The following is a 17,830-nucleotide window of genomic DNA, read 5'->3' on the forward strand; positions in this document are numbered from 1 at the left end:
CGCTTATGGCGTGCGCCCGCCCGCCGATCAAGCGGCGGAGCCATGCGGCCCGCGCGGTCGATCCGCGCCTATCGCAGCACTTCCTTTGCCCGGCGCCGGCGCAGGAGGCGGCCGACGAGCTGGCGGTCCACGGCGCCGGTCAGGAAGACCAGCGCGAAGTAGACGAGCATGGCGACCGCGACGAGCACGAGAATCGCCAGCGCCTGATGCAGCGCGCGGCTTCCCGTGGCAAGGTAGGGATGCAGGACGCCCATCATCGCGACCAGCGCCGCGCCCATCACGAGGGCCGACAGGACCACGAGCAGCGCGCGCTTCACGAGCGCGCGGTCGAGCGCCCACAAGCCCTTGCGGCGCAGGCCCTCGAACAGCATCCAGGCGTTGAGCCAGCCGGCGAGCGTCGTGGCCAGCGCGATGCCGCGCTCGGCGTAGAACCAGAACAGGAGAAGGCTGAGCGCCGTATTGGCGGCGGCCGAGACGCCGGTCACGATCATCGGCGTCCGCGTGTCCTCGCGCGCGAAGTAGCCGGGCGAAAAGACCTTGATCAGCACGAAGGCGGGAAGCCCCAGCGCGTAGAGACCGAGCACCGCGCCGACGCTCACCGTCGTTTCCGGCTGGAAGGCGCCGCGCTCGTAGATGAGGCGCACGATCGGCTCGGGGATGAGAAACAGCGCGATCGCCGCCGGCACGGTCAGGAACAGCGCGAATTCCAGCGAGCGGTTCTGCGTGTGCTGCGCCTCCTCCAGCCGCCCCGCCTTCAGGGCGCGGGCAAGCTCGGGCAGGAGCACGACGCCGATCGCCACGCCCACCATGCCGAGCGGCAGCTGGTAGGGCCGGTCGGCATAGGTGAGGATCGACACCGCGCCCGGCTTGTAGGAGGCGATCGCCTGTCCGACGAAGAGGTTGATCTGCGTGATGCCGCCGATAAGCGCGGCGGGTCCCGCCAGGATCAGGAGGCGCTTGAGGCCCGGCGTCCATCGCGGCCGGCCGAGCGCCACCGAGAAGCCCGCCAGGCGCATGGCGAGCGTGACTGTGAGGAGCTGCGCGAGGCCCGCCACGAGCACGCCCCAGCTCATCAGGAAGCCGATCGTGCGCTGGTCGGCCCCGGTCTTCCAGGCATAGGCGAGGACGCCGATCAGGACGAAGTTCAGGATCGTCGGCGCGGCGGCGGCGGCGAAGAAGCGGCGGAACGCGTTGAGGATGCCCGACACCATCGCCATCAGCGACATGCAGGCGAGATACGGGAACATGATGCGCGAGAAGGCGACCGTGATCTCGAATCGGTCCTGGCACGACAGGGCCTGACCCAGCGTCTCGGGGTCGTCGATGCAGACCGTCAGGCCCGGCGCGATCACGAGGCGCACGAGCTCAGGCATGAAGATCATGGCGAGCACGGTGACGAGCGTCAGCACCGCGAAGAGGGTCGCGAAGATCTCGGTCGCGAAGCGCTTGGCGCCCGTGTCTCCCTCATCCTCCAGCTTGCGCGCGAAGAGTGGGATGAACGCGGCATTGAAGGCCCCTTCCGCGAAGAGGCGGCGGAAGAGGTTGGGAAACCGGAAGGCGAGGTTGAAGGCGTCGGCGACGGGCCCGACGCCGAGCGCCGAGGCCATCATCATCTCACGCGCGAAGCCGAAGACGCGGCTGCCCAGCGTCGCGCCGCCGACGGTCGCGAACTTGCCCAGAAGGTTCACGGGGTCATTCCGAATGCGATGGTGGAGGGTTTGGAGCCGGGCTGCGAGACCTCGCCGCCCGGCTCCTCGAAGACGGCGCGCAGGCGCCGGCGGATGCGCTCGGCCCGCCCCTCGCCCGTCACCTTCAGCCCGAGAAGGTCGGTCACGTAGAAGACGTCCACGACCTTTTCGCCGAAGGTCGAGATATGGGCGGAGCGGATGTCGAGGTTGAGGTCCGAGATCGCGCCCGTGAGGTCGGCGAGAAGGCCCGGCCGGTCGAGGCCCTCGACCTCGATCACGGTGAGCTGGCCCGACAGATCGTTGTCGATGTCGATGCGGGGCGCGACCGTGAACGAGGCGCTGGGCTTGGCCTGCCGTCGGCGGGCAAGAAGGCCCGGCATCGCCTCGCGCCCGTCCATCAGCTGCTCGATCGTCTGCGCGATGCGGGTCGCGCGGCGCAGTTCATCGGCATCGTCGCGGAACTCGCGGTTGACGGTCACGACGTCGAGCGCGCGCCCGTCGGTCGTGGTGAAGATCTGCGCGTCGGCGATGTTGGCGCCGGCCGCAGCGCAAGCCCCCGCGATCGAGGACAAGAGGCGCGGATGGTCGGGCGCCAGGACCGTGATCTCGGTCATGGCGCGAAAGCCGTCCGTGCGGGGCTGGGTGGCGAAGGCCGTGCCCTTGCTGTCGACCTCGCGAATGAAGGCGGCGTGGCGCTCCTGGTCGTCGATCGGCACGGTCAGGATGTAGTTGTCGTAGTGGAGCGCGAGGAGGCGCTCGCGCTCGACCTCCGGCCAGGCGGCGAGCCGGTCGGCAAGGCGCAGCCGCCCTTCGGCGGCGCGGTGGGCACGCGAGGATTCCGAATAGCCGCCGGTCAGCATCAGCTCGGTCTCGCCGTAGAGGGTGCGGATGAGCTGGCCCTTCCAGCCGTTCCAGACATGGGGCCCGACCGCGCGGATGTCGCAGACCGTCAGCACCGTCAGGAGCTTCAGGCGCTCCAGCGTCTGCACGCGGTCGGCGAAGAGGCGGATGGTGCGCCGGTCCGTGAGGTCGCGCTGCTGCGCGGTCATCGACATGACGAGGTGGTCGCGCACCAGCCACTCCACGAGTTCGGTCTCGCGCGCGTCGAGGCCGAGGCGTGGGCAGAGCTCGCGCGCGATCTGCGCGCCCGCCGTGGAATGGTCTTCGGGACGGCCCTTGGCGATGTCGTGGAGGAGCAGCGCGACGTAGAGCACGGCGCGGTCGCGGATCGTCGTGATGAAGCCGCTGGTCATCGGCAGCTCGCCCTCGGAGCGACCCTTTTCCAGAAGCGAGAGCTCGCGGATCGAGCGCAGGAGATGCTCGTCCACCGTGTAGGAATGGTACATGTTGAACTGCATCATCGCGACGATGCGGCCGAACTCGGGGATGAAGCGGCCGAGCACGCCCGCCTCGTTCATGCGGCGAAGATGAAATTCGGGGTCCTCGCGGTCGGTGAGGACGTCTAGGAACAGCGAGTTGGCTTCCGGGTCGGCACGCAGCTTCGCGTCCACGAGGCGCAGCGAGCGGCGGATGAGCTTCAACGCATCCGGGTGGTATTCGAGCCGATGGTGGCTCGCCAGCTGGAAGATGCGCAGGAGATTGACCGGGTCCCTGGCGAAGACGTGCCGATCGGCCACCGTGATGCGGTTGTTGTCGACGAGGAAGGCGAGCGTTCCGGGAATCTGGCGCGCGCGCCGCCGCAGCGAGCGCACGAAGGCGCGAAGGCCCGGCGCGTCCTTGGCATTCTCCTCCTCCAGCGCCGCGCAGAAGATGCCGGTGAGGTCGCCCACGTCCTTGGCGATCAGGAAGTAGTGCTTCATGAAGCGCTCGACCTCGGTGAGGCCGGGATGGGTGTTGTAGCCGAGGCGGCTTGCGATCTCGGGCTGGATGTCGAAGCTCAGGCGCTCCTCGGCCTTGCCGCTGAGAAAGTGCATGTGGCAGCGCACGGCCCACAGGAAGTCCTCGGCCTTCTCGAACAGCTTCGCTTCCGAGCGCGAGAAGACGCCCGCCGCCACCAGCTCTTCGCGCGTGTCGACGCGGTAGTGGTCCTTGGCGATCCAGAACAGGGTGTTGAGATCGCGAAGCGCGCCCTTGCCCTCCTTGACGTTGGGCTCGACGAGATAGCGCGTGTCGCCCGCCTTCTGGTGTCGCGCGTCGCGCTCGGCGAGCTTGGCGGCGATGAACTCGCGGCCCGTTCCCGCCACGACCTCGGCCTCGAAGCGCCGGCCGAGCTCCTCCATGAGCGAGGCCTCGCCGCTGACGAGGCGCCGCTCCAGAAGGGCGGTGCGGATCGTGAAGTCGCCTGCGGCCAGGCGCACGCATTCCTCGACCGTGCGCGTCGCGTGGCCGACCTTCAACCCCAGGTCCCACAGCAGATAAAGGAGATATTCGGCCAGCTGCTCGCCGAGCGGCGTCCGGCGATAGGGCAGAAGGAAGAGAAGGTCGATGTCGGAGCCCGGCGCCAGCGTGCCCCGGCCGTATCCGCCCACCGCCACCACCGCGATGCGCTCGCCCTGCGAGGGGTTGGAGGCGTTGAAGACGCGCGCCAGCGCGAAGCGGCAGACGGCGCGGATCAGCGTGTCCTGGAGAAACGAGATGCGGGCCGCGCACAGGAGCCCCGAGCCGTCGGCAAAGAGCATCGCCTCCGCCGCGCGCCGCCCTTCGGCGTTGGCGCGCTTCAGGATGGCGAGGACGGCGGAGCGAACCGCGGGGTCGGAGCCGTCGCCCCCCTCGCCCACCAGCGCTTCCAGCTCCGCCACCAGCCCCGCCTCGTCGGCGATCTCGTGGAACCGCTCCGGGACGGGCGGCACCGCGCCGATGCGAGCCGCGCGCTGCGCGCCGGCTTCCGCTTTTCCTTGAGCGACCATCTGCCTGAAGAACCGTTCCGCACCAACAAGGGTCGGGCTCTTAAAGCATAAAGCGCCTTGCGGAAACGTTGGGACCGCGCGGGTCTCGCGCGGCCCCGGTCAACACGGTCAGGCGCCGACGATCGTCCCGCCGTTGGGATGGAGCACCTGACCCGTGAAGTAGGAGGCGTCCTCGCTCGCCAGGAACAGGAGCGCGGAGGCGACCTCGTTGGGCTGTCCGGCGCGCTTCATCGGCACTTGGCTGCCGAACTGGGCCACCTGCTCCTCGTCCATCGCGATCGGGATGAAGGGCGTCCAGATCGGGCCGGGCGCCACGCCGTTCACGCGGATGCCCTTCTCCACGAGGTTCGACGCCATGGAGCGGGTGAAGGCCGTGATCGCGCCCTTGGTGGACGAATAGTCGATCAGCGTATCGTTGCCCTTGTAGCTGTTGACCGAGGTCACGTTGACGATGGCCGAGCCTTCCTTGAGGTGATCGAGCGCCGCCTGCGTCATGTAGAAGTAGGCGTAGATGTTGGTCTCGAACGTCTTGGCGAGCTGTTCCTCGGAAATCTCGCGCAGGTCCTCGGCCTGCTCCTGGTGGGCGGCGTTGTTGACGAGGATGTCGAGCTTGCCGAACGCCTTCACCGTCTCCTCGACGGCCTTCGTGCAGTTCTGCTTCTGGCGAAGGTTGCCGGGGATGAGGATGCAGCGTCGCCCTTCCGCCTCGACCAGGCGCTTGGCCTCCTCGGCATCCCGGTGCTCGTCCAGATAGGCGATGGCCACGTCCGCCCCCTCGCGGGCAAACAGCACGGCGGTCGCCCGGCCGATACCGCTGTCGCCGCCGGTGATCAGCGCCGTCTTGCCCTCGAGGCGGCCGGAGCCGGGAAAGCGCGGCGCGTAGTCGGGCGCCGGCGTCATCTCGTGCTCGTGGCCGGGATCGCCGGACTGATGCTGGGCGGGGAAGTTCGACATGTGGCTTTTCCTTGGGTCTCGGGGCCAGACCGTGCGTCGGCCGCTCGTTCCCAAAGTCGCGGGCCTCGGTGCCGTTCCCGCCAGACGCCCAGAATAAGGCTTAGTCCCCTTACGAGCCGAGCATCCCCTTCAGACGGTAAAGCGCTTCCAGCGCCTCGCGCGGGGTCATGGCATCCGGATCCACCGAGCGCAGCGCTTCCAGCGCCGGCGACGGCGCGGCGGGAGGTGCGGGCGCGGCGGCGCGGGCGGCCGAGAAGAGCGGCAGGTCGTCGAGCGTGCCGCCGCCCGTGCGCTCGCCCTTTTCCAGCTCTCCGAGCACCTGGCGCGCCCGCTCGAGAACGGCCGGCGGCAGGCCGGCGAGGCGCGCCACCTGGATGCCGTAGGAGCGGTCGGCGATGCCGGGCCCGACCTCGTGGAGGAACACGACCTCGCCCTCCCACTCGCGCACGCGCACGGTCGCGTTGGAGAGGCGCGAAAGGCGGCTGCTCAGCGCCGTCATCTCGTGGAAGTGGGTGGCGAAGAGCGCCCGGCAGCGATTGACCTCGTGCAGGTGCTCGACCGCCGCGAACGCGATCGACAGCCCGTCGTAGGTCGCCGTGCCGCGCCCGATCTCGTCGAGCACGACCAGCGTGCGCTCGCCCGCCTGGTTCAGGATCGCGGCGGTCTCCACCATCTCCACCATGAAGGTGGAGCGACCTTCCGCCAGATCGTCCGAGGCGCCGACGCGGCTGAACAGGCGGTCCACGACGCCGATATGAGCCTGTGCGGCCGGAACGAAGGCGCCGATCTGCGCCAGAACCGCGATCAGCGCGTTCTGGCGCAGGAAGGTGGACTTGCCGCCCATGTTGGGCCCGGTCAGAAGCCAGATCGCGCCGTGCGCGGCCTTGCGGCGCCCGCCGGCCGGCGGGGACAGGTCGCAGTCGTTGGCGACGAAGCCCGCGCCGCCGCGCTTCAGCGCGGCCTCCACCACGGGATGGCGTCCGCCCTCGATGCGAAAGGCGAGCGAGCCGTCCACGACGGGCCGCGTCCAGTTGCCGGACACGGCAAGCTCCGCCAGCGCCGCCGCGACGTCGAGCCGGCCGAAGGCATCCGCCATGCGCCGCAACTCGTCCGTGGCGCCGAGAATGGCGGCGCGCATCTCGCCGAAGAGTTCCAGCTCTCGCTTGAGCGCCAGCGAGCCCGCCTCGGCGATGCGCCCCTCGAGATCGGCAAGTTCCGGCGTCGTGAAGCGCATGGCCGAGGCGAGCGTCTGGCGATGGCTGAAGGCGCCCTTCGCCTGAAGGGTCGGTCCCTGCGCCTCGGGCACCTCGACGAAGTAGCCGAGCACGTTGTTGTGGCGGATCTTGAGGGCGCGGACGCCCGTCTCCGTGACGTAGCGCGCCTGAAGGTCGCCCAGCACGAGCCGCGACTCGTCGCGCAGGCGCCGCGCCTCGTCGAGCCGTTCGCAGGCTCCCGCGCCCACGAAGCCCCCCTCGCCCCGTCGCAGCGGAAGTTCGCTTCCCAGCGTCGCGCCGAGAAAGGCGCCGAGTTCGGGTGGCGGCGCGGCGAGATCGGCCAAGGCCTCGCCGATCTCTTCCGGCACCTCGCGACCTTCGAGGAGGCCGGCGAGGAGCCGCGCCCGCTCGCTCGCCTCGGCGACGGCCCCGAGGTCGCGCGGACCGCCCCGGTCGAGCGCGAGTCGCGACAGGGCGCGCTCGAGGTCGGGTAGGCCCTTCAACCCTTCGCGCAGGCTGCGGCGCAGCCGGTTGTCGCCAGCCGCCCAGGCAACGGCGTCCTGACGCCGGGCGATGTCCGCCATGTCGGTCAGGGGAAAGGCGAGACGACTTGCCAGCAGGCGGGAACCCGCGCCCGAGACGCAGCAGTCGATCGTGTCGAGAAGCGATCCCTGGCGCCGCCCTCCGACGGCGCGCGTCAACTCGAGGCTGGCGCGCGTTGCCGGATCGATCAGCATGAAACGGTCCGGCTCGACGCGCTCGGGGCGCATCAGCGTCGGGCGCGCCTCGAACTGCGTGCGGCCGAGATAGCCGACGAGGGCCGCGCCCGCCGCCATCTCGACGCGCTCGAAGGCGCCGAACCCGTCCAACGTCGCGACGCCGTAGAAGCGGCACAGGCGCTCGGGCGCGCTCGCGCCGTCGAACAGGACCGCAGGCTCGAAGCGCAGCGCCCGGCCGAGGCGCGAGAAGAGCGGACGCAGCGCCTCGTCCTCGCGCATCGTATCGGGAACGACGAGCTCGGACGGATCGATCGCGGCGATGTCGGCGAAGAGCCTATCCTCGTCCGTCGGCGCGATGCGGAAGACGCCCGTCGACAGGTCGCAGAAGGCGATTGCCATCGCGCCGCGCGCGCCGCCGAGCCGCGCGAGGGTCGCGAGGTGGTTCGCGCGCGCGGGATCGAGCAGCGCCTCCTCGGTCAGCGTGCCGGGCGTGACGAGGCGCACCACGTCGCGCCGCACCACGGACTTGCCGCCGCGCTTCTTGGCCTCGGCCGGGTCCTCGACCTGCTCGCAGACCGCCACGCGGTGGCCGACCGCGATCAGCTTCTGCAGGTAGTCGTCGGCCGAGACCACCGGCACGCCGGCCATGGGAATGTCGGCGCCCAGATGCTTGCCGCGCTTGGTGAGCGTGATCCCCAGAGCGCGCGAGGCCTCGACCGCGTCCTCGAAGAACAGCTCGTAGAAGTCGCCCATGCGATAGAAGAGCAGCGCGTCCGGATAGGCCGCCTTGATCTCCAGATACTGCGCCATCATGGGCGTCGGGGCGCCCTCGGCGGGGCTCGGATCGATGGTGCGCGCGACGTCCAGCATCCGAGGAGATTACCGCGAGCCGGTGCCCGAAGGCGAATCCACGGCCCCCGCCGTCCCCGTCTTCCACAAGGCGGTCCCCGCCCGGCCGGAACCGCGCCGCTTCATGTCCCGTTCAGCCGCGACATGCGACACCAGCGGCAGGACATCTCGCGGTGCGGTGTCGCGCGATGCGGGAATGGGCTAAGGATCAAGCCGCACCGAAGCGGCATGGCTTCACGATGGCCCTTTCGGCGAAGGCTGACGGACGAACATGACCACATTCATCCAGCGGGCGCTCGCCGCCCTTCTTCTCACACTGGCGGCCGGCGGCGGCGCCCTGGCGCAGTCCGAAAAGGTCAACGTCTACCAGTACGCCATCGACCATCCGGTGGCGGACGCGCCCCTGCGCTCGGCGCCCTCGCTCGGCGCCTCGGTTCCGCAGAACGTCGAGATCATCCGCGTCGGCAACGACGAGGTCTACGGCTACTTCTACTACGACGGCCGTCCGGTGATCGTGGAGCTGGCGACGCGCTCCGTGGTGCGCATCGACAACTGAAGCGCCTCGCCGCGTCAGGCGGCGAAGCGATCGGCGCCTGCGCCGTAGTGCGCGACATAGCGCTGCGCGATGCGATCCCTGGGAAGAACGACGAGAACGTCGGTCGTGTTGAACTGGTGGTCGACCACCGCATCCAGGCCGATATAGCCGCCGAGCCGCAGGTAGCCCTTAAGAAGCGGCGGGAGGGCACCGAGCGCCCGGCGCGGATCGTAGACCCTCGCATCGGCCGGGTTGCGCGGCACGCGCCGCGCGGCGAGCGCGCCGACGCTCCACTCGGCCGGCGGGGGCGCGGAGGCGCGCAGAAGCGCGAGCGGCTCGGCGAGCGCTACCGGGTCGGTGCCGCTCAGGGACGCGCAGCCGAATAGGACGTCGATCCGGTTGGCGACGACATAGGTCCAGATGCCCTGCCAGAGCAGTTCCACCGTCCGCTTGCCGCGATAGTCCTTGAGGACGCAGGAGCGGCCAAGCTCCAGGAAGCGCTTGCCCGGATGGCGCGCGACGAGCCCTTCGATCTCGAACTCGCCCGCGGTGTAGAAGCCGCCCGCCATCTCGGCGCGCTCCTGCGGCAGCAGGCGATAGGTTCCCACGATGCGGTCCGTGCCCTGGGCGCGGTCGATCACCAGAAGGTGGTCGCAGAAGCGGTCGAAGCCGTCCTTGTCGCGCCGCAGGAGGCGCTGGTCCAGCGAGGGCTGGGCGCGCATCTCCTCGTAGAACACCTCGTAGCGCAGCTTCTGCGCGGCGCGGATCTCGCCCGCATGGCGGGCCAGCCGCACCTCCAGCGTGCCGATCCGGCCGAGAACCGGGGCGGCGGGATCGAGCGGAGCGACCGAGACCCGGCGCCGCGCCAGCGTTTTGGGATGCAGCTGACCGACCTTCAAACCCTTGACCTTCAGCCCTCGGGGAACGGACACGTGTATCGTCATCGAGGCGACTCCCGTCGGACCGCGGCGGAGGGATCCGCGCGTTCCGGCGTGTCTAGTATAGCCGCAAGGAGTTTCGATGACGATGGATCACGCAAAAAGGAACGGGCGCCCCTTCAGACCCGCGTCGCCTGCGCCACGTCGGTGACCACGACGCGGCCGCGCACCCGCCCATCCAGAATGGCCCCGGCGGTCACAACGATGTCGGCGAAGCCGATCGGCACCTCGATGCGCCGCAGCGCTTCCGCGTCGAGATCGGCCGCCAGACGCCTCCAGGCCTCCTCGCGCAAGGCCTTGGGCGCCATGACGGAGTCGACGCCCAGAAGCGCCACGCCGCGCAGGATGAAGGGCGCGACGCTCGTCGGCAGGTCCATGCCGCCGGCCAGGCCGCAGGCCGCGATCGCACCGTGGCGCCGCGTGGCCGCGAGCGCGCTCGCCAGCGTCGCGCCGCCCACGCTGTCGATGCCCGCCGCCCAGCGCTCGCGTGCCAGCGGCTTCGAGGGGGCGGCAAGCTCCGCCCGGTCGACGATCTCGGCGGCGCCGAGCTCGCGCAGCCAGCCGGCTTCGGCGGGCCGGCCGGTGGAGGCGACGACGTGCCAGCCGAGCCGCGAGAGAAGCGCGACCGAGACCGAGCCGACGCCCCCCGCCGCGCCCGTCACGAGCGCGGGCCCCTGGTCGGGCGACAGGCCGAAGCGCTCCAGCGCCAGAACCGCCAGCATCGCCGTATAGCCCGCCGTGCCGATCCCCATCGCGTCGCGAAACGAGAAGCGGTCGGGAAGCGCGACGAGCCACTCGGCCCTGACGCGGGCCAGCCCCGCATAGGCGCCGTAGTGCGTTTCCCCCAGCCCCCAGCCGTTGAGGACGACGCGGTCGCCCTCACGCCAGAGCGGCGAGCGCGAGGCTTTTACCGTGCCGGCCAGATCGACGCCCGGGATCATCGGCCAGCGCCGCACGACCGGCGAGCGGCCGGTGATGGCGAGCCCGTCCTTGTAGTTGACCGTGGTCGCCTCGACCGCGACGTCGACATCGCCCTCCATGAGGTCGCCGGCCGAGAGGACGCGCTCCTCGCACAGCGTCCGTCCGTCGTCGCCTTGGTGAAGAAGAAGGGCCTTGAAGCGTTCCGTCATGGCTTGGCGGCCCTCCCCGGCCGGATCAGCGCGCGTCGCCGGCCGGACGCGTCTCGTCGGCGGCGGAGGCGGAGGCGCGCCCGCGCGACAGAAAGACCTCGTCGATCAGGATCAGCGCCGCGCCGACCGAGATGAACGTATCGGCGAGGTTGAAGACCGCGAAGCTCCAGACCGGGGTGTGGAACAGGATGTAGTCCACGACATAGCCGAGGCTCACGCGGTCGATGAGGTTTCCGACGGCCCCGCCCACGATCAGCGCGAAGCCGAAATTGGCGAGGCGCCGCTCGGCCGGCGTGTTGCGCCAGAGCCAGAACACGAACAGGAGCACGGCGGCCGAGATCGCCGCGAGCCCCCAGCCGTGGAAGTTGTTGAGCATCGAGAAGGCGATGCCCTCGTTGCGGGCGTGGAAGAGGGCGAGAAAGGGCAGGATTTCGATCGAGTCGCCGAGCGCCATGAAGCGCACGACCAGAAGCTTGATGACCTGATCGATGCCCACGGCGATGAGAACGGTGAGGACGGCGTTGAGCGTGCGCCGGTTCACAGCTTGAGCCCCCCGCGCCGCGCCTCGAAGATCATGAGCGCGGTCGCGACCGCGAGATTCAGGCTGTCGGCGCGCCCGCTCTGGGGGATGCGCACCAGCGTGTCGCAGGCGCCCGCCAGCGCGTCCGACAGGCCGCTCTGCTCGTTGCCCATGAGGAGCAGCGTCGGCTTCGCGCCGTAGTCGGGATCTCGGAAGTCGGTCGTCCCGCGCATGTGCGTTCCGACCACCTGCCCCCGGAAGGACTGGCGAAAACGCAGGAAGGCCGCCTCGTCGCAGCGCGCGACCGGCACGGCGAAGATCGAGCCCATCGTGGCGCGCACCGCCTCGAGCGAGAAGGGATCGACGCAGTCGCCCACCAGGACGACGCCCGAAGCCCCGGCCGCATCGGCGGTGCGCAGGATCGTGCCGAGATTGCCGGGGTCGCGCACGCGGTCGAGCGCGACGAGGACGCCGCCCTTGCCCGGCGCCAGCGACTCGACGCGGCTGGTCTGCTGCTCGAAGACGCCGATCGCGCTCTGCGGGTTGTCGCGGCGCGAGATTGCCGCCAGCACCTTGTCGCTCGCCTCGATCACGTCGGCGCCCGCCGCCACGGTGCGCGCGGCCGTGCGCTGGAGAAGGTCGTTCTCGGGCAGGAGCGTGCGCGAGACGAGGAGCGTGCGGATCCGCCAGCCGGCCTCCAGCGCGTCGATGCAGAGCTTCAGCCCCTCCGCCAGGAACAGGCCGGTCTCCTCGCGATGCTTCTTGAGCGCGAGGTTGCGGATGTCCTTGACGATCGGGTTGGAAACGCTGGTCACCTCCTTGACGCGGCCGGGGGCGACCGTTTCGCCTTGGCGCGCGCGGCGCGGGGATGCGGGAAGCTCGGTCATGCGCGCACCCATCGCGAAAAGAGGGAGGTCGACAGGAGGCGCGGGTCCTCGCCCTCCTCCCGGATCACGAGTTCGCCGGAGTCGACGCGACCGCCGAGACCCCGGCACGCCTCGCCCATGAGCGCCGCGAGCGAGAAGAAGGACGAGCGAACGGCATAGGCCGTCAGCACCAGCATCAGCGCGTTCGGCGACAGGAGCTGGCGCGACAGCGCGAGGAGATAGGGCAGATCGGCCTCGATCTGCCACACCTCGCCCTTGGGCCCGCGGCCGAACTTGGGCGGATCGAGGAGCACGATCTCGTAGGCGTTGCCGCGCCGGACCTCGCGCTCGACGAAGCGTACCGCGTCCTCGCAGATCCAGCGGATCGGCGCGTCCTCGAGCCGCGCGACGCCCGCGTTCTCGCGCGCCCAGGCGATGGCGCGCTTGGAGGCGTCGACATGGGTGACCTCGGCCCCCGCCCGCGCGGCGAGCAGCGAGGCAAGGCCCGTGTAGCCGAAGAGATTGAGCACCCGCACGGGACGCTTCGCCTCCCGGATGCGGTCGGTCATGAAGCGCCAGTGGACGCTCTGCTCGGGAAAGACGCCGACGTGGCGGAACGAAGTGAAGCGGCCGAGATAGGGCAGCCCGTCCTCGCGCATCGGCCAGGTCTCGCCCTGAGCCTCGAGGCCGAGGCGCCAGCGGCCCGCGCCCTCCTCGTCCGTATCGCCGGTGAAGGCCGCGTCCGCCGCGTCCCATCGGGCCGCCGACAGCCGCTGCGGCCAGATGGCCTGGTTCTCGGGCCGGCGGATCGTCAGGGGCCCGTAGCGCTCGAGCTTCTCGCCCGCGCCCGAATCAAGAAGCGCGTAGTCCGCGTTCGGCTCGACATGGAGGATCACGGGGGCGACGAGTTCGGGCCGCGCGCCTCGCTGCCAGACGGGCTCGGGTCGCCCCTCCCGCCCCTCACGCGCCATCTCTTCGACGCTCGGGCGCGGGGCGGCCGGTGCCGGGGCCTCGCGGCGGGGCGCACGCTCGTCGGATCGGTGGGAGGGTCTGCGTCTCGTCATCGGCGCGCTCTTAGCAACCCCCCGCCCCTCGGGCAAACCGGCGCGCGGCGCCGGCCCGGCGCGGGATCAGGCGGCGGCCGAGGGGCCGGCGAGCGCGAGATTGTCGGCGCGCGGCGGAAGACCCGCGGGGCTCTGGCGGATCGCAGCCTCGCGGCCCTGCTCCTCGCGCAGGCGGCGCAGCTTCTCGTTGGCGAGATCGCGCTCGTGGCGCAGGTTCTCGACCTCCCGGGCGCGGCGCGCGGCGCGCGAGCGGTGATGGGTCTGCGTCAGGAAGGTGCCGATGCCGCCCAGAACCAGACCGAAGATCACGGCGCCCATGAGGAGAACGAAGAGCGGCGCCTCGAAGGCGAGCTGGGGCGAGGTGCCGAGCGGGTCGAGCGAGACGGGGATGTCCTGCCGGTTGGCCACGCAGAAGACCACGAGAAGGATCGCGAGCGGCACCAGGATGATGAAGGACAGGATCTTCGAGACCATGGCGGCGTCCTCGCGTTCGGAAAAGCCGGGCGACAGCCGCCCGAAGCGCCTCCGGCGCCATGCGCCGGGGGTGCGGGAGAGGGAGATATGCGGGGCATCCCTCGCGTCAACGCCGCCGCCTTAAGCGATGGCGTGCGAGGCGTCCAGAGGCGCCTACGAGCCCGCGTTCAGGCGCTCGCGCAGTTCCTTGCCGGTTCGGAAGAACGGCACCCACTTCTCCTCCACGTCGACCGCCTGGCCGGTGCGGGGATTGCGCCCCGCGCGCGGCGGGCGGTTCTTGACCGAGAAGGCGCCGAAGCCGCGCAGTTCCACCCGGTTGCCCTCGCAGAGCGCCTGGGTGATCTCGTCGAAGATCGCGTTGACGATGGTCTCGACGTCGCGCTGGTAGAGATGCGGGTTGCGCCCGGCGATGATCTGGACGAGTTCGGACTTGATCACGAAGACGCGTTTCCTTGCGTGCGACGAACCTGCGGCCACGCTGGCGGCCGGACCCGGCGGACCGTCAAAGTCCGTTCACATTCAATGATTTGCATCGGGCGAGGCGTGTCGATTCAGTGGGCCGGAGGCTGCCAGAGCGACAGAAGACCGTCAAGGCGGGCCGTGGGCAGGCCGAGCGCCTCGGGCAGATCGCGCGCCGAAGGGTCGAGGCCGAGCAGGCGGAAGAACGCCCCTTGCGCCCGCGCGCCGAAACCCCAGCCGCCCTTCCCCTCGGGCTCGCGCTCGACGATCTCGAGATCGGCGGGAACGCCCCGCTCGCTCTCCAGCCAGCGCTGGATCTCCCGCTCGCCGCCCAGCGCGTCGACGAGACGGTTCGACAGACCCTGCTCGCCCGTGAAGACCGACCCGTCGGCGAGTTGGCGCGCCGCCTCGGGCGTGAAGCCGCGGCGCTCGGCGACGAGGCCGACGAACCAGTCGTAGCTGTTGAGGACGAGGCGGCGGATCATCTCGATCGCCTCGGGCGGGGCCGGCGCGAAGGGCGAGGGTTCGGCCTTGAGCGGAGAGGACTTCACCGCGTTCACATCGACGCCGATCCGCCCCAGGAGCTCGGAAGCGTTGACGTACTGGAATATGACGCCGATCGAGCCGACGATGGAGGAGTTGTGGGCGAAGACCCGGTCCGCCGCGATCGCGACCATGTAGCCGGCCGAGGCAGCGAGCGTCCCGACCTCGGCGGCGACGGGCTTGGCCTCGGCGAGCCGCCGCACGGCGCGGTACAATGTCTCGCCGCCCACCGTCGTGCCGCCGGGCGAATCAACCTTCACGATCACCGCCTTCACGCCGTCCTCCTCGCGAAGGTCGTCGAGCAGCTTCAGGAGCTTCTCGTCCTCCGTGATGAGGCCGGACACCTCGACGCGGGCGATCTGCTGGCCGCCCGTGCCGGGCCGCCAGCCCGCCGCGACGCCGAGCGCAATCACGGCAACCGCCAGCGCGAGCACCGCCAGGACCCGCCAACGTCCGAGCCGGCGGCGCAGGCGGCGACGGTCGATCAGCGATTCGGGGTCCATGACGTCTCCAGTCGAGGACGGGGCCCGAGGCCCCGAGCGGGAAGTTCCGACCCGAGCGATAGCCAGAGCGTCCGGTCGCGGCAAGCCGTAGCGCTCACGAGGCTGCAACGGCGCCTGCGGAAGCCCCTCTCCCATCCACCATCTAAAAACCCCATATCCTGCCTTAGGGTGTCTTGTTAGACACTGTTATGAAACTTGAACTGCCCATAGATTGGTTCGTCGCCTCGCCCTGAGGCGGCCGGTCGGCCATGGACGGGGAGACGGGAAGCGCGTTGGAAGGCAGTATCGTTAACCGAAACGGTCAGCCGCCGGGTCAGGCCCCGCAGGCGGGCGACGGACGGGCGCTGGAGCGCGAGTTCGGACGCGCGCGACGCCACACGCGCGTCGTGCGCTCGCTGCGCATCGGCCTGCCCTTGGTGGCGGTCGTCATCGTGCTCGCGGCCTTGGCCGTGACGTGGTTCGCGCGCGCCCTGCCGGTGGACGTCGCCTTCGCCTCGACCAGCATCGTCGACGGACGGCTCGTGATGGAGGACCCGCGCCTGTCGGGCGTCGACGGCAACGACCGGCCCTATTTCATGATCGCGGACCGGGCCATCCAGGCGCTGGGCGGAAGCGGCATCGACCTCGAGACCGTGCGCGCCAGCCTCTCGATCGATCCCGAGACCACCGCCGAGCTCACCGCCGCCAAGGGGCGCTTCGACACCAGCAACAACATGCTGCGCCTCTACGACCAGATCGCGGTCGACACGTCGAGCGGCATCCGCATCCGCCTCGACAGCGCCGACGTGCTTCTCAACGAAGGCCGCCTGACGGGCAACGGGCCGGTGGAGATCTCCACGCCGAGCCAGCGCCTCGAGGCCGGCAACGTTTCCATCTCGGACGGCGGCAAGACCTTGAGCTTCGGCAGCCGGGTCAAGCTGACGCTCTTGCCGCAGACCCGTTCCAACCCCGAAGCGGGCCCGGCGGCCCGAGCGAGCGAAAACATCCCATGAACGTGATCCGTCCGGCCGCCGTGGCGGCGCTCCTTCTCGTCGCGGGCGCCCTGCCGGCGGCGGCCCAGGCCCAGTCGCCCGGGCTCGGCAACTCTTTCGGCGGCCTGCAGGTGCAGGGCGACCAGCCGATCGCGATCGAGTCCAACCAGCTCGACGTCGACGACAAGCAGTCGCTCGCCACGTTCTCGGGCGAGGTCTCCGTCCAGCAGGGCGAGACCTCGCTGAAGGCCGACAAGCTTCTCGTCTACTATGTCCGCAAGGCCGAGGGACAGGGCGGCGCGCAGCCCGTCTCGACCGGCAACATGCCGGGCGGCTCCAGCGACATCAGCCGCCTGGAGGCCACCGGCAAGGTGACCATCAAGTCCGCCGACCAGGTCGCCACCGCCCAGAAGGCCGACTTCGACATGGCGACCAAGGTCGCCGTCCTCACCGGCGACGTGGTGCTCAGCCAGGGCCAGAACGTCGCCACCGGCTGCATCCTGCGCATCCAGATGGACACGGGCGTCGCGCGGCTGCAGAGCCGCGACTGCAAGGGCGCCTCGGGCGGCTCCAACGGCGGACGCGTCCGCCTTCTCCTGTCGCCCGACGCGCAGCAGTCCGGCCGCCCCGCCGCGCGCTGATGCAGCCGGCGGCCTCCGCCGCCCTCCCCTTCGAGACCCCTGGAGGCGTCTTGTCCGATACGATCCCGGCCCGGCCGGAGGGCGGCCCGCGCCGTCCTGTCCCCTCGTCCCGCGACCCGCGCGCGGACATCCTCGCGCGCGAGGGCACGCCCTCCGAGCATCCCTCGGTCGGGACGCTGGTGGCGCGCGGCATTACCAAGACCTATCGCGGCCGCCGCGTCGTCGACTCCGTCGACGTCGCGGTCCGGCGCGGCGAGGCCGTCGGGCTTCTCGGTCCGAACGGCGCGGGCAAGACCACGTGCTTCTATATGATCACCGGGCTCGTGCCGGTGGATGGCGGGCGCATCGAGCTCGACGGCCACGACATCACCGGCATTCCGATGTACCGGCGCGCGCGCCTTGGCATCGGCTACCTTCCGCAGGAGGCCTCGATCTTCCGGGGCCTCAGCGTCGAGGACAATATCCGCGCCGTCCTCGAGCTCGTGGAGCGCGACCGCGCCAAGCGCGAGGAGCAGCTGACCTCGCTGCTCGACGAGTTCCGCATCTCGCACCTGCGCAAGCAGCCTTCGACGGCCCTGTCGGGCGGCGAGCGGCGGCGCTGCGAGATCGCCCGCGCGCTCGCCTCGCGCCCGACCTTCATGCTGCTCGACGAGCCCTTCGCGGGCGTCGATCCGATCGCAGTCGCCGACATCCAGGAACTGGTGCGCCACCTCACCCGGCGCGGCATCGGGGTCCTGATCACCGACCACAACGTGCGCGAGACGCTCGGCCTCATCGACCGGGCCTACATCATGCATGCCGGCGCCGTGCTGACGCACGGATCGCCACAGGACATCGTGGACGACGCGGACGTGCGGCGCGTCTACCTCGGCGAGCAGTTCACTTACTGAGGCGT

Annotated in this window: 16 protein-coding genes; 4 read left to right on the forward strand and 12 right to left on the reverse strand. The window is 70.4% G+C overall.

The features are described 5' to 3' along the window. Positions 1–68: 68 nt before the first annotated feature. The 4 genes from murJ to mutS all read right to left on the reverse strand — a co-directional run bounded on the left by murJ (position 69) and on the right by mutS (position 8,312). Positions 69–1,688, reverse strand: a complete 1,620-nt coding sequence (gene murJ, locus AUL35_RS10805) for a murein biosynthesis integral membrane protein MurJ (RefSeq protein ID WP_062014671.1) — start codon at positions 1,686–1,688, stop codon at positions 69–71. Next, positions 1,685–4,555 carry a [protein-PII] uridylyltransferase gene (locus AUL35_RS10810; protein ID WP_082666260.1) on the reverse strand — a complete coding sequence of 957 codons (2,871 nt, stop codon included), beginning with the start codon at positions 4,553–4,555 and terminating at the stop codon, positions 1,685–1,687. Before AUL35_RS10810 ends, murJ begins: the two co-directional genes overlap by 4 nt. A 108-nt stretch (positions 4,556–4,663) precedes the next feature. Continuing rightward, the gene (locus tag AUL35_RS10815) at positions 4,664–5,563 is read right to left on the reverse strand and encodes an SDR family oxidoreductase (RefSeq protein ID WP_280137334.1); all 900 of its coding nucleotides are present in this window, start codon (positions 5,561–5,563) and stop codon (positions 4,664–4,666) included. 55 nt (positions 5,564–5,618) lie between these two features. Further along, entirely contained in the window at positions 5,619–8,312 is a 2,694-nt protein-coding gene (gene mutS, locus AUL35_RS10820; RefSeq protein WP_062014674.1) for a DNA mismatch repair protein MutS, read from the reverse strand. 250 nt (positions 8,313–8,562) lie between these two features. Here mutS and AUL35_RS10825 point away from each other — a divergent pair, with 250 nt between their 5' ends. Beyond that, positions 8,563–8,847 (forward strand): DUF1236 domain-containing protein, encoded by a 285-nt coding sequence (locus tag AUL35_RS10825; protein ID WP_062014676.1) that lies wholly within the window; start codon positions 8,563–8,565, stop codon positions 8,845–8,847. A gap of 14 nt (positions 8,848–8,861) precedes the next feature. On the opposite strand, the gene AUL35_RS10830 is transcribed toward AUL35_RS10825, so the two are convergent. The 8 genes from AUL35_RS10830 to sppA all read right to left on the reverse strand — a co-directional run bounded on the left by AUL35_RS10830 (position 8,862) and on the right by sppA (position 15,323). Continuing rightward, on the reverse strand, positions 8,862–9,770 hold the full coding sequence (locus AUL35_RS10830) for a GNAT family N-acetyltransferase (protein WP_082666261.1): 909 nt from the start codon (positions 9,768–9,770) through the stop codon (positions 8,862–8,864). Between the two features lie 113 nt (positions 9,771–9,883). After that, complete coding sequence (locus AUL35_RS10835; RefSeq protein WP_062014678.1) at positions 9,884–10,894, reverse strand: MDR family oxidoreductase; 1,011 nt, start codon at positions 10,892–10,894, stop codon at positions 9,884–9,886. A gap of 25 nt (positions 10,895–10,919) precedes the next feature. Next, the gene (gene lspA, locus AUL35_RS10840) at positions 10,920–11,435 is read right to left on the reverse strand and encodes a signal peptidase II (protein WP_062014680.1); all 516 of its coding nucleotides are present in this window, start codon (positions 11,433–11,435) and stop codon (positions 10,920–10,922) included. Beyond that, positions 11,432–12,301, reverse strand: coding sequence for an RNA methyltransferase (locus tag AUL35_RS10845; protein WP_062014739.1), 870 nt, complete (start codon positions 12,299–12,301; stop codon positions 11,432–11,434). The genes lspA and AUL35_RS10845 overlap by 4 nt, the downstream gene beginning before the upstream one ends. Continuing rightward, positions 12,298–13,344, reverse strand: coding sequence for a class I SAM-dependent methyltransferase (locus AUL35_RS10850; RefSeq protein WP_062014682.1), 1,047 nt, complete (start codon positions 13,342–13,344; stop codon positions 12,298–12,300). Before AUL35_RS10850 ends, AUL35_RS10845 begins: the two co-directional genes overlap by 4 nt. Before the next feature lie 66 nt (positions 13,345–13,410). After that, entirely contained in the window at positions 13,411–13,818 is a 408-nt protein-coding gene (locus tag AUL35_RS10855; protein ID WP_062014683.1) for a lipopolysaccharide assembly protein LapA domain-containing protein, read from the reverse strand. A gap of 153 nt (positions 13,819–13,971) precedes the next feature. Further along, positions 13,972–14,256: an integration host factor subunit beta gene (locus tag AUL35_RS10860; protein ID WP_062014685.1), complete on the reverse strand. Its 285-nt coding sequence runs from the start codon at positions 14,254–14,256 to the stop codon at positions 13,972–13,974. Positions 14,257–14,369: 113 nt separating this feature from the next. Further along, a complete protein-coding gene (gene sppA / locus AUL35_RS10865) occupies positions 14,370–15,323 on the reverse strand; it encodes a signal peptide peptidase SppA (RefSeq protein ID WP_062014687.1) in 954 nt (317 codons plus the stop codon). Positions 15,324–15,595: 272 nt separating this feature from the next. Between sppA and lptC the strand changes: the two genes are divergently transcribed. From lptC to lptB, 3 genes are all read left to right on the forward strand, one after another. Beyond that, positions 15,596–16,315 carry an LPS export ABC transporter periplasmic protein LptC gene (lptC, locus tag AUL35_RS10870; RefSeq protein ID WP_062014689.1) on the forward strand — a complete coding sequence of 240 codons (720 nt, stop codon included), beginning with the start codon at positions 15,596–15,598 and terminating at the stop codon, positions 16,313–16,315. Further along, a complete protein-coding gene (locus AUL35_RS10875) occupies positions 16,312–16,935 on the forward strand; it encodes an LptA/OstA family protein (protein WP_062014691.1) in 624 nt (207 codons plus the stop codon). The genes lptC and AUL35_RS10875 overlap by 4 nt, the downstream gene beginning before the upstream one ends. A gap of 128 nt (positions 16,936–17,063) precedes the next feature. Beyond that, a complete protein-coding gene (lptB, locus tag AUL35_RS10880) occupies positions 17,064–17,825 on the forward strand; it encodes an LPS export ABC transporter ATP-binding protein (protein WP_062014741.1) in 762 nt (253 codons plus the stop codon). Positions 17,826–17,830: the final 5 nt, after the last annotated feature.

It is taken from the genome of Aureimonas sp. AU4 (assembly GCF_001463765.1).
In the GTDB taxonomy this organism is placed as follows: domain Bacteria; phylum Pseudomonadota; class Alphaproteobacteria; order Rhizobiales; family Rhizobiaceae; genus Aureimonas.